The following is a 12,864-nucleotide window of genomic DNA, read 5'->3' on the forward strand; positions in this document are numbered from 1 at the left end:
GAAAACAATTCGCGAGTGCCAGGAGTGGGTGGCATTCAAGACAAGCCGCGGATAATTTTGATTATGGATGCTCGATAGTTAACGTCACTGGGCGGTATTTGTACTAGCTAAATTAGCGATTTAAATCATTGAATAAGCTACACGGGCGCTGAAATTGGCGGGCAAGCGGTCTGTGAATCCCTGGATTATATCTATGTAGTTTGCGATGCTAGTACTCGAGAACAGAGCTGGCTATTGCCTCCTATATGAGTCTCAAAGCTTCACCATAAAATGAAATAATAAACTGATCGTCTATATCTTGCATTTCAAAAAGGGCTCGTAAGTCTTTTCAACTAATTTTGTAGTTATCGCAAACATCCATGTGAACAGCAATTGTCATTTCTGAGCATTACAGATTCTAATTTGATGAGAATCTTCTCTGCTAGACATAAAGGTGTTCTTATATCAAATTGGGCTTTTTGTAGGAGCTACAGTGTAGTCAAGTTGATGATTGTTGCGAATAAATTTTCTTTTTTCGGTGCGGATCGATTTCTACAAAATGTAGAAAATTGGCTTTCCTTTTCTTTGTAAGGGGTTAGGGTTTCGTATCGTGCAAAAATAGGAGTATTAATTTTTGTGGACACTCACCTCTATCCATGTGATCAATAATTACTTTTTGATTGCGGGTGAAAAGAGCATAATTATATTTTCAATCTTATGAAGCTGGGGTTGTGTCTTTTTCCTGTATTGGGTAAGCAAAATTTATACCTTCTTACTTTTAATTGACTAGGCTGTGTTGTGAATAACTAGAGAAGTTATGCCCAACGCTTTGCAAAAGATTTACTGCAAGAGCCTTGTTTATAATGCTGTGATATGGTCTGCAAAACCTGAGAGATAAAGAAGCGTTTTTTTAAGTGCGACTTGGTTAACCGTCTAACCTGTCTTGTCGTACTCTTTCTGATATCAAATATATTTCCAACATTGGCAGCAAGCTTAGGGTCCAGTGTCTTGGTAGATGTTGAAATACTCAAGGTATGCCTTAATTGCCTGATGAATGAGCATGGGAAGCTAACTCAAGGGAAGGCTAAGTTAAGTGCACTTATAACGCCTTGCTTTCGTTACATAGCTAGTTATCAAGCCTCAAGAGAAGACTGATAATTTTCTATGTTCTATAAATAGCCAATAGATTTGTAAGCCTTAGTAGTCAAAAAGAGCCGTCGTGGAAAAGTTAAGTAAGTCAATAAATTTTAGTGGTGGCTTTAATTTTAAGTCAGGGTGACTCAATCAAAGAACTGGTTCACGGTACCCGCGAGGAGATACGGATAAGCTTCGTTTGTTAATTTCAGTATTTCTAAATGACAAGTAATGTTTATACGTATCAGCAAAACAAATCGCTCCGAAAAGGCATTTAAGGCCCCCCTCGTATTATTATTAAGCGCACTACTTTTTGGCTGTGGTGGCGGAGGTAGTAGTAACGATGAGACGACACCGCAAGAGAACACTGGCGGTGATAACTCGGGTGGTGGAAATTCAGGCGGTGGAAATTCAGGCGGTGGAAATTCGGGTGGGGGAGTGGTAGATACCCCGGATGAAGGTGATGATTCTAACACGCTGCCCATTGCCAATGATCAGTTGGTACAGATGGCCGCACACGGCCGACTTGCAAAATCTATATTTCTTGCTGCGTATGATGAAGATCTGGATTCTCTAGAATATTCTATTCAGTCGGAGCCGGCGCATGGCACTTTAACAGGAAGTGGGCGTCGCTGGGAGTACCTCCCTGCAACAGACTTTACGGGTACTGATAGCTTCTCATATCTAGCGTCAGATAGTAGTGGTGCTAGTAATATTGCGACAGTTACTATTGAAGTTGCGGCAAATGATTGTGCCAGCGATTTCCTGGATGGACCAGCTGACAGCCTTCTGGTGCATGTCCCGTCTCACTTGGAATTCCGTGATGTAGCGGGTGGAAATTCTGTGATTGTTGAGGGTACTGCGCTAACAGAAAGTGCATCTTCGGATCCAGATGTAGAAGGGCGCACAATGTTTGTCAGTCGCAACGACTTTAATAATGCAGACATGACGGTGGCTCTTCCTGAGAAAGATGGCCTCGCGCATTTTAGCTTGTCTTTTAAGTTCATCCCGGATAGTACTGAAGACGATGAAGTGATGGTGAGATCAATTGCCGATACTAATGGTGATAATAACTCCGGCAGCTTTTATATAGGCATCAGTGATGAGGTTGTTGTAGGGCAATTGGGCGGCCAAGACAGCCAGCAGTTTTCTAACGCAGAAAGTACTTTAAAAACCCGTAGCTGTAATCATGTCGCAGTTACGGTCGACAATGGCACGCTAACCGTGTACGTAAACGGTGAGGCTTCTACTTCGATATCTGTTGATGGTGATAGCTATCCTTACTTGGGCGACATGCTGCAATTTGGGCCCTTTGCGGGAAAAATCTGGGATGCGCGACTCTATGAGCGTGTGCTGACATACGATGAAGTCATGGACCTGGGTGGCAGTAAGTGCAATGAATCCATGATTGCTACCAGCCCCTATGATGGTTACAACAACTATCTTTGTTCAACGTACCAGTGCCAATGGTGGTCGGATGATACCGACAAAACCATGGCTAATTTTGAGCATTATATTGTGGCTCAAGAGCGGGTATGGGAGAGGAATATCTTTGAAGCCGGCATGTATGGAAAAGGCGAGCTTTGCACTTACTTCAGTGATGAAGGTTCCACCCGTGATTTAGAACTCAATGACTCAATTAGTAATACGTTCGTTAAGAATTACACCCTGGAGGATAACCCGCTTACCCAGTCTAACGCCCAGCACTGGATGCATGAGAACTTCCACTCCTATCAGGGTAAGCTAAACAGGGTTACAGGTGAGTCCAGTGGTAAGTACACCCTGGAATCCTCCGCAAGCTGGGGCGCGGATCACAATATCCCGGGCGTTAAAGATAGCTTGCTGGGTTACTACACCCTCCACCCACATATTACCCTTTGGGCCATTCAAGACTCTCCCGTCGATCACCAATATGGTTATGACTTTAAAGGCGGGCATCAGTACGGTGCATATATTTTCTGGTCTTGGCTGACTAATTATGCTGTGAGTAAGGATCTGATGGGAGGTGTATTCCGTGACTCCAGGGATGGGCTCAACGACCTGGAAGCAGCGGATGCCTATCTAACAGCACAAGGGCACGATATGAAGGCCCTATTTGCAGATTTTGCCGCACAAATCACGACCTGGGATATGGTTGAGAGTGAGGCCTACCAGGTATCGGAGGCAGCCTCTTTGAGTCGGATGTTGAGTGAGCACCCTGATGCCAGCACCCACGATAATAAGTACACTCAAACATTTGATCAGGAGGGGACGGGTAACAGCTGGACTGATATGGATACCGGTTTTGTACCAGGCTCTTGGGCTTTTAATGCCTTTAAGGTAGAAGGTATTACTGAAGACAGTAACTACACCATTGCGGTTAGGGTTGATGCTGAAAATAACCCAGCTCATGCGGACTTCCGTGGTCGTGCAGTGGTTTACAACCCATCTACTGGCTCTCGTAGCTATTATCCATTTGATATTGATAGCTCCGGGGAAGATTCAAGTACCGTAGTACCGGTACCTGCCAATCATGAACTCTATGCTCTCGTAGTCACAACTCCTGACACCTTCAGGGATTTTGAGTTTTATGATTATGATTTTGCTATCTATCCATCTGGTGGTGACGTAAATACCGATCCAGTGGGTGATACTTCATATGAGGATGTTGTAAAAGTTGTGGTTATGGCAGGCCAGTCCAATATGGAAGGCAACAACACCCGGTTAGATCGCTTGCAAGAGCTGATTTGTCATGCCAATGCAGATTACACCTACGGCGATGTCGACTGTGGTTCTACGGCGATTAGTGATGACCAGATAACAGAGCAGTTTATCAATAATAGTGATTCGCTAGCCGATTATAACCAGAGACTTAGCGATGATAACGAAGATCCTGTGGTGCAGAAGCTCGGGCAATTCCTCTGCCGTGCAGGCAGTCTCGACTCTCATACAGGTGAAACCTGTGATAGCCGTAACTTTGATCTGACTGACCGACTCTTTGCCACCATCAGTAGATATTACTTCTCCTCTAGCGATGGCTCCTATGGGTACAACTACGATGCCTGGATGCAAATGAGTACTGCTATGGAGGTAGCTGAAATTTATACTGATGGTCACCTGGACGCAGCTCTTGAAGGTACACGAGACGATATTACTGTACTGCAGTATCAGGGTTCATTGAATGATACCGGTTCTCTCTCCTTCTCTGAGCGCCATGGTGAATTGTTCCCCAATTACGGCGTGTCTACTAACCGCTATGGACCAGAGCTCACTTTAGGGCACTACCTCGGTGACGAGACTGAGAACGATCTGTTGCTTTTAAAAGTGGTTCAGGGTGGTACTGACCTGAGAGTTGACTGGAAGGTCCCTGGCTGCCATGACTCCGCCGCTAATGAGTGGACCCAAGATGAGGAAAATCAGGAGTCTCTTTACACTGCGATGTTGGAGAAGATTGAGGCCTTGCGCGACCCTGAAGTCTTGGCTGGTTACTTTCCGCAGTATGAAAATAAATCGATTGAAATCGATAGTTTTATCTGGTTCCAGGGTTGGAATGATGGAGGGCAAACTGTAAATGAAAACAACTATGAGGCGAATTTGACCTGTCTGGTGAATGGCCTACGGGAAGCGCTAAATGATTATGACTTGCCCATTGTTATTGCTAAAAGCCACTATGGTGATGCCAGTGGAGCTATCCAGTCTGCCCAACAGTCTGTTGCAGACAACATCTACAATGTTGAGGCTCATGAAACAGATGATCTCTCAGGTTATTACCATTTTGATCCAGCGGCGCATTTAGCGATAGGTAAACGCATGAAGGAAGAGAGAGACAACTTGCGCTGATTAAAAATCATACTCGATAGCAAGTGCGTAGATAAGGCCTCCCTGCTGAAAGTCTTATCTACGCTCACCTAGCCCACAAAGCCAAAAAACAAGTATTATCCCTTCCGTTTATCTTGTCAGATTTTTCAAACCATACTGTATCTCGCTCTAATAGCGTGATATCAATAGCGCTATACTCAAGTAGTTAATTTGCCCCATCAAAAGGTGCGTACTTTAGCGTTTGAGATAGGCGTTACATTGATTAGCTGTGTCTTCAAAATTACTTTTGCTGAAAAAAATATGTGAAGGGAATATTGATATCGGTAGAGATGTAGCCTTTGGGTTTTAAGTTTAGGAGCCTCTGAATAACTCCGTGATGCCTCTGGCATGCAGAGCGGTTCACAATCAAGGCGCGGCTTCGCAGGAATGTCTAGACCTTTCAAGAAGTCACAACGCGGAGTGTGAATCGCTCTGCAAGCCCCGAAGGGCGGGCCTTGAAGGCCGTATCTGCTGCGTTGCAGCTCTTGCAAAGGGCTTCGGCCATTCGCGGCGAGCTGCGCCTAACATCTGCAGACTTCAAGACCCGCAGAGGTATTACGGAGTTATTCAGTGACTCCTTTAGTTACTCTAAAGTGAGTATCGATAGTAGTGCGTATCATAAGGGACCGCCACGATTCTAAGTAGCGGATTAATTCTAATAGATAGAAGTTTAGTAACATGAAAACCTTGCCAAAACATATAGGTATAGTTGGATGCTCCGCAGAAGGGGCCGCCCTTTGCTACAGAACAATATGTACTGAAAGCCCCAAAATTTTGGGGGAGTATGCACACCCGGAAATCTCCATGCATACTCACTCTTTGGCAGACTATGTGGGTAGATTGAATAACAGCGATTTGTTGGGTGTTGGTGACCTAATGCTTTCTTCAGCTAAAAAGCTCAAAGCGCAGGGTGCTGATTTCTTAATTTGTCCAGATAATACCATTCATCAGGCGTTTGTGTATGTAAAAGAATCATCACCGCTACCTTGGCTCCATATTGCTGAAGTTGTAGCAGAGAGTGCGAAATCTCGCGGTTATCAAAAGCTTGGTATTTTAGGCACCAAATGGCTGGTGGAAAGTGATGTTTACCCAAAGAAAATTGAAGGGCAGAACCTTGGTTGGCTGCGACCTACAAATGAGCAGGTACACAATATAGACCGCTTAATTATGGAAGAATTGGTCTGTGGTGTCTCGGCGCCAGATTCAGTAACTTACTTTCAAGAGGTAATTCAAAGTTTGAAGGCTAATGGTTGTGATGCCGTTATACTTGGGTGTACAGAAATACCACTAATAATTAGTGACTCCAACTCTCCTCTGCCTACCTTGAACTCCAATCATTTATTAGCGGAGGCAGCAATTAGGTTGGCTATTGGGCGTGCAGAATATTCCTAGTAAGCGCAATAGTGGGTGCTCGATCGGCATTTATCACATATAAAGCGAAGCCCTAATGTATGGATTTAGATGGCAGCAAAGCAAAAAACCATTTCACGGATAGGTTATTATGGCTTTTGCTGCTGCCTGTATGGAAAATACGGCGTAAGAATCATACTTATCTTAAGCTGTATTGCCGCGAAGTATTCAGTTTCAGTTGCTATCTTAACACCTGCCTTAACACGCCAAGGTAGTTATCGGCCAGCTCTACGTCATCATAGTACCCGCGAGCCTTAAGAAACTTATGGAGTGCCCTTAAGTTATAGGTGGGCACACCCATAAAAGCGTGATGCTCACAATGGTAGCTTAATCCATCGGTGGGGCTGACAAAGAGTAAGCCTAAAATTCCCCTTGGAACCGATCGTGTATTATATTTTGGTTCCAGATGATAGAGATCTTTAACCCCGGCATGCTCAGCGATTTGACGCATTCGAATGATTGCCATATAGACTGTAAAGTAGGCTATCACCCATAGGATATACAACTGCGGAAAGCCAGAGGCCCACAACGCCGCAAACATGATACCGTTAACAAATAGGCCCCGTGTCAACTGATAATTAACTCTCTTATTTCTGCTCAACAAATCTCGACCGCTTAAAAAAAGATATAGGTTTGCCTTTAAACCAGTGATTCCCAAAAAATCTCTAATGAATTTTCTCGCTAGACTCCTTTTACTTACAGGATAGTCTTTATAGTTCTTCAGATCCGGGTCTTTATCTGTGCCAGCATTTCGATGATGTTTTAGATGGCTCTTAATATAGGTATCACCATCCATCAATAAAAATGGCGAAGATAACCACTTGGCAACGAATTTATTATAGGCCCGGGTTGCGAAAAGCGTTTTATGACTGGCTTCATGCATGATTGCAGCTAAGGCCTGTTGACGCCCAGCAAGCAAGAATACTGCTGCAATATATACGTACCAATACGGTAATAGTGCTGCAATAACAAAAATACTAACGATGCCAATCCAAGCGCTTGCTACTATCCACCAAGCTCTGGCATCACTACGCTGCAGAAAAGGCTTGAGTTCTTCTTTGCTAATTGGGATATTCATTGAGGAGTACCTTGTTGTGATTATTAGTCAACACCTAACTTCTTCAACTGTTCCAGCCAAATGTTACGGCCAACACGATCGTACTTACGCACGATATTCTTCAATTCTTGGTACTTCTCTTGCGGTCTTATTATCTTTGGGAGTAGAGGATCAATCGCTAGGCGATGAATGGCCTCACCACCCAACCGGCATGTTTCTGATAATGTTGTATAAATAGGTTTATTTGACAGAGTCTTAAGGCTGTTCTCAAGGGACCGTACGAGATCGTCATATTCGCTATCAAGCCTTTCGATATCCCATAGCTGGTGAGCCCATTGAGAGACTAATGAATCCGGAACCTCATGCAATACAAAACAGTTAGCCCCTACCTCAAGTCCAAGAGTATCTAATGAAGCGATTATTTCAGTATGGGCGAGTTTTAGATTGTTAGGTCGTACCCACAGGTGGTCGAGGCCTACGGAAAAACCATACCATTGGAGAACCGATAATGACTTTCTACGAACCGTACGTGATATTCCTTTAGGTAAGTGACAAGTAAGCCAACTACCGTCCCAAGTTTCATAATGAAAAGTATCATGTTGCCAGCGGTTGATAAAAGCGCGTTTGGCGATCGCTTTTTCTGTTAAACGGTACACTCCCCGCCCATCATGGCTGACCAATTCGGTACTCACCAATCTATTTAATGTTACTCGTAGACTATTGATAGAAATGTCAAATGCATCAGATATAAAGCTGAGCTGACTGGTTCCAAGCTCGTGTCGCTTGTTAACGCCCATCAGGTCCAGTAGGACATTTTTGGGGGTAGGCTCATACGTAAACTGATACATAATGATATTTCTGACAATAATCCTGGTATTTGTTCTACGTGATATTACAGGGTAGAGCACAACTTGCAAGACATTGTAATCTTTGGGTTAAACAAATAGACGCTTAAATCCACGGTAATGCCATCTACTGCTATCCGATATCCTTATCATCGTGATAGAAATCTATGGGGGAGGATTATATTCAAGTGCTTGATAAGCTCTCTGTGCGAGGATGAGATGATAATTTCAAGCTTTGTTGCTAAGGCAGTTAAAGTTGTAGATGTTAATAGCTAACAAAAAGGAAGCTTGTGCAAAAGTGTTTATTTTAGAAATTCTACAGGGATAACTTTGTGTAGTGCTTGAAGAGTATTTTTAAGGCTAGTGTCTATGGATTGGTGCTCTTGTAAAACCAATTATTAGTAAGTTAGATAATAATCGACAGAGACGTCCCATGAATGTAACATAAGTTCCATATGTAACTGTCGATTATCCCTTCATGATTTACGTCACATTGATGATAGTTAGAGCCAGTTTGAAATGTAGCTTTGAAAGATAAAATCTGTAACTGGAGCGGTCAGTCAGGGTGTTATCTTGGGTTATTGTACCTATAACCTAGGTTTTTCTGAGCATTTGCGCTCTAATTGTTTGTAGGCCAGGGTAGATTGCTTAAGAGCCATAAATGGAAGTTGCCACACGGTAAGATGTTATAATAATTATGCGCTTTAAAAGTAGTAAGGATAAATATAGTGAAGCTTAAATTTTGTTTGTTAATTATGTTGCCATTGATATTGTCATGTGCAAAGGCGCCCAAAGCAGATTCATTTAAAGTAATGCCGCATGGATATTACAGGCAATTGCTGTTAGAAGAAAGATTTCAAGAACTTGAAAATATCCAAGCAACGGCAAATAAGGCATATATATCTGGTAAAGTCAGTGATGCGATTTATATAGATGTGTTTGGGACGCTCTGGTTTACCAGTGATCACAAGTCAGGTTTGATCGAGAGCAAACTCAAGATGTGGCTCGAGGAATTTCCGGAGTCCGCTTTTGCCTATTCAGCCTTGGGCAGATATTACTATAGGAGAGGCCAATATCATCGGGGTAACAAATGGGCTTCTCAAACGTCAGAGTCAAGCTTTAAAAAACTTTACGCTGATTTGGAGCTAGCAAATACATTGGTAGTAAAAGCTCTGGAAATAGACCCTGATTTAATTAGGGCTTATGACACTTCAATCGGAATATCAATATATAGTAAAGGGAATAATGCAGAAGAGGCTTTTGAATTGTTGCTCAAAGGTGTAAAACATACTCAAAATGATTTCCCTCTTTGGCATACGTATATGCATGGATTAAAGCCCCGATGGGGGGGCAGTTATTTCTCTATGGAAGAAATGTTGAAGTTGGCACAGAGAGAAAATTTAATAACTGAAAGCACTCATCGGCAGATGAAGGGGTATATTATTGCCGATAAAGTAAACAGAGCAAACGCTAAGAAAAAATATGAGTTGGCTGAAAGCTTAGCCAGGGAGCACATTGATTCTGGGTATTATGGCTTATATATGGAACTTGCAAACGCATACTCCTACCAGAAGAAATATCAAGAGTGCTATGATGTCGTCAAGCAATTTTCTGATAATTATCAATATTATTACGATTATCAAAAGAGGATGGGGTGGTGCTCGCTTCGGTTAGAAAAATGGGGTGAAGCTAAGCATGCTTTCACTAGATATATTCAAATGACAGGAGGAAATGCTTGGTCGTTCTTTAATCTGGGTAAAGCATATGGTTACCTCGATAATTATCCAGCTGCTTACACTTTGTTGATTCATTCCGCAAAAATAGATCCAAGCTACTCAGATTCAATTAAAGGATATATCGATCATATTTTAGACGAAAAGCCAAATACGAGGGAGTTAGAGTTATCTAAATTAGGGCTTTAACAGTTAGGGCAAGGAAGGATGCAGATGGCATCTATCCTTTAACTGTCTCTTGTTGTTATAGGTCTATCTCAATATAGATGGAAAATGCTCTATAGTTTGAGGCTTGTGACTGAGATTTAAGGTTTAATATTTATTTAGTTTGCCAATAACTTGTTGTATTTGGAGGCTGTTTCTTATGCAATATAAGTCGAGATATTTAGAAGTCTTGTAAGGTAAGGAGTGGTAAGATATGAGTGAAACATCAATGTTTGGAGTCGTAATATATGCAAGAGATATACGGAGTCTCTCCGAGTTCTATCTAAAAATGTTTGATTTTCATGTGCTACATAAAACAGATAAGTTAATTAGTATGGGTAAAGATGGATTTAATATTGTTGTACACGTCCCGCCCATAGAGCTCCCTGAGCGAAATTTCAACACAATTAAATTATTTGTCATGGTGGAGTGTCTTGAAGCTGCAAAGAATAAGGCTGAGGCACTTGGGGGCAGGGCTATGGAAGGTGAGTGGTCAAATCCAATTTTCAAGGTTTGTAACGTAGCTGATCCTGAGGGGAATCACGTTCAGCTTAGGCAAGCTAAATCTTAGTAATAGAGTCAGTTTTTATCTATATTGGTGAAGCATGACCTTCATTGATGCTGCTTGGTGGCGAGTATATGTTTCTTTACAGTTTTGTATTTTAAAGTTTGATTTCCAAAGTAACTCTTCAATGTGGTGCGTAATAGTGAGTTGGAGGATAGGTGGATTTAATATTAAAAGATTTAATTTCTTTATCATGCAAGGCTCTGCAGGAGGAGGATCAGTATCTTCAGGAGTCACTTTCCAATAATTCTTGCTACTCGTGTGACCAAGCTGGGATTCTAAAAATAAACAATGAGAGATATTATCAGTTCATCATTGCCAGGTACCTTTTTAGATACTTCGCCAGAAGGATTCAGGTCGAGTATGACTTAATTGATCTTGTTGTTTTCCGGGAAGATGTGCCATCAGAAATAGAAGTGGTGGTGGAAGTGAAGAGGTGGATGAGCTCAACAGGTAGTCCTGAAATACCTAAAATTAGAAGTGACTTTGATAAATTAAGCAAGTGTAGTCCGGCAAAAGGACTGGCTCTAATAATGTCTTCTAATCCAAAGGGCGTATCAATTAAAGATAATATACAGTATCTTTCTGATGGGCTAGATAGAAATTTAGATTCAGACCTATGGGTATATGAGTCGTTCGATACAATAGGTATAAATGGCGAAGAAAATGTATTTTGGGTGGCCGGTTATAACCCTGCTTATTGATAAGAGTCAGTTGTAAAAAGACATGATTGTTTTCTGTAATTTACTATTTGAGTAATTCTTCTAGCTTAAAATCGTTTATTGTGTATATAGGCTTTTATATTTTAGATGGTGTTTATTTGGTGGTCGTCAATCATTCGTATAGTTAAGTCTAATTTAGATGATTCGGAACCAGTTGGTTGGAGATTAATATGATCTATCCTGCTTGTTGGTTGTAAGCTAGTCATAACTCTCAATAGAGGTAGTCTTCAATCAAGTGGGCGAGAAAATAATTTTCAAACTTGTTGGCAGAGTATAGGTTGGCTCTACTGACCTTTAGTAGTTGAAGCACATTTAATGCAATAAGCTACTATGATTGGATGCTAATTACTTGAGCGAGAAAAGGAGAAGTTGGTATGGACGCTGCTTCAGTTAAATTCCCAACGCATTCTGAGCTTCAGAAAGTGCTTAAAGATATTGTAAGCGAAAAAAATGGTGGATTTAACTTAAATATGTGGGCAACTATCGTTGACAGGGATGGTGTCGTTAAATTGGTTGCCTTTTCAGGCAAGGATCGAGGTGATCAATGGCCTGGGAGTAGAGTTATTTCAGCGCAAAAGGCAAACACGGCGAATGCTTTCAGTCTTCCCGACCTATCACTATCAACGGCGAACCTTTTTTCGGCTGTACAGCCTGGTGGTAGTTTATATGGCTTACAGCATAGCAATCCAGTTGATACAAATGTCGCTTATGGTGGTTCATCAAATCAAATTGGCACAGAAGATGACCCGATGGTGGGTAAAAAGATTGGAGGAATTAATGTATTTGGTGGCGGTTTAGCTCTGTATAATAAGGAAGGAAAGCTTATCGGCGCTCTAGGGGTTAGCGGTGATAGTTCATGTGCAGATCATAATATCGCATGGAAATTGCGCCACAACCTCCAGCTAGATTATGTGCCTTCAGGAGTTAGCCCCAATAAGGATGACAATATTGTCTATGATATTGTTGATGGCGTTAGCGCTAGTGGTTGGGGGCATCCCGCATGTTCTCCCGAATCAGTTGATATAGCGACAAGCTTCTCTAAAATTTATTCGGTTAGAACAAAAAAGTAATTTAGTTTCCAGTAAGAGCAGTATTCAACACTATCCCAATAATGAAAATGGCAAGCCGAACGAGGTTTTTGTAGATATGTCTTTATTTGATGTTGCCCAACAAGGTAAAGGCTATGGCCCAAAAACTATGAGACTTCTGTGTGAGGAAGTCGAAAAAGCGAAAATTTTTAATCCTGTATCCCGTTGCTACGTAGCAATCCATGCTTTTATTAAGAAACTTTTTAGCGATTTAATTTTTAGGTTGTAGATTGAGACAAGTTTGATGAGTCAATAATGGAATTGCATTATATTCAGTCAGTTCTGTGGGT

General features: G+C 41.9%; 8 protein-coding genes. 6 read left to right on the forward strand and 2 right to left on the reverse strand.

The features are described 5' to 3' along the window. The first annotated feature begins 1,344 nt into the window (after positions 1-1,344). Both ACJJIM_RS07695 and ACJJIM_RS07700 read left to right on the forward strand, forming a co-directional pair. Positions 1,345-4,932 (forward strand): sialate O-acetylesterase, encoded by a 3,588-nt coding sequence (locus ACJJIM_RS07695; RefSeq protein WP_444912875.1) that lies wholly within the window; start codon positions 1,345-1,347, stop codon positions 4,930-4,932. Between the two features lie 696 nt (positions 4,933-5,628). Next, a complete protein-coding gene (locus tag ACJJIM_RS07700; protein WP_444912876.1) occupies positions 5,629-6,342 on the forward strand; it encodes an aspartate/glutamate racemase family protein in 714 nt (237 codons plus the stop codon). 199 nt (positions 6,343-6,541) lie between these two features. Here ACJJIM_RS07700 and ACJJIM_RS07705 read toward each other — a convergent pair whose 3' ends face one another. Next, entirely contained in the window at positions 6,542-7,438 is an 897-nt protein-coding gene (locus ACJJIM_RS07705) for a fatty acid desaturase family protein (protein WP_444912877.1), read from the reverse strand. Positions 7,439-7,461: 23 nt separating this feature from the next. Then, positions 7,462-8,265: a hypothetical protein gene (locus ACJJIM_RS07710; RefSeq protein ID WP_444912878.1), complete on the reverse strand. Its 804-nt coding sequence runs from the start codon at positions 8,263-8,265 to the stop codon at positions 7,462-7,464. 725 nt (positions 8,266-8,990) lie between these two features. Between ACJJIM_RS07710 and ACJJIM_RS07715 the strand changes: the two genes are divergently transcribed. The 4 genes from ACJJIM_RS07715 (at position 8,991) to ACJJIM_RS07730 (ending at position 12,556) form a co-directional block, all read left to right on the forward strand. After that, the gene (locus ACJJIM_RS07715; RefSeq protein ID WP_444912879.1) at positions 8,991-10,184 is read left to right on the forward strand and encodes a tetratricopeptide repeat protein; all 1,194 of its coding nucleotides are present in this window, start codon (positions 8,991-8,993) and stop codon (positions 10,182-10,184) included. Positions 10,185-10,413: 229 nt separating this feature from the next. Continuing rightward, positions 10,414-10,770, forward strand: a complete 357-nt coding sequence (locus ACJJIM_RS07720; RefSeq protein ID WP_444912880.1) for a VOC family protein — start codon at positions 10,414-10,416, stop codon at positions 10,768-10,770. Between the two features lie 152 nt (positions 10,771-10,922). Beyond that, entirely contained in the window at positions 10,923-11,468 is a 546-nt protein-coding gene (locus ACJJIM_RS07725; protein WP_444912881.1) for a hypothetical protein, read from the forward strand. 392 nt (positions 11,469-11,860) lie between these two features. Then, the gene (locus ACJJIM_RS07730) at positions 11,861-12,556 is read left to right on the forward strand and encodes a GlcG/HbpS family heme-binding protein (RefSeq protein ID WP_444912882.1); all 696 of its coding nucleotides are present in this window, start codon (positions 11,861-11,863) and stop codon (positions 12,554-12,556) included. The last annotated feature ends 308 nt before the right edge of the window (positions 12,557-12,864 follow it).

It is taken from the genome of Microbulbifer maximicatervae (SeqCode) (assembly GCF_052467615.1).

Bases quoted from the DNA above. Each gene is read 5' to 3' on its own strand.
- ACJJIM_RS07695 (WP_444912875.1), top strand. From the start codon at position 1,345: ATGTTTATACGTATCAGCAAAACAAATCGCTCCGAAAAGGCATTTAAG.
- ACJJIM_RS07700 (WP_444912876.1), top strand. From the start codon at position 5,629: ATGAAAACCTTGCCAAAACATATAGGTATAGTTGGATGCTCCGCAGAA.
- ACJJIM_RS07705 (WP_444912877.1), bottom strand. From the start codon at position 7,438: ATGAATATCCCAATTAGCAAAGAAGAACTCAAGCCTTTTCTGCAGCGT.
- ACJJIM_RS07710 (WP_444912878.1), bottom strand. From the start codon at position 8,265: ATGTATCAGTTTACGTATGAGCCTACCCCCAAAAATGTCCTACTGGAC.
- ACJJIM_RS07720 (WP_444912880.1), top strand. From the start codon at position 10,414: ATGAGTGAAACATCAATGTTTGGAGTCGTAATATATGCAAGAGATATA.
- ACJJIM_RS07730 (WP_444912882.1), top strand. From the start codon at position 11,861: ATGGACGCTGCTTCAGTTAAATTCCCAACGCATTCTGAGCTTCAGAAA.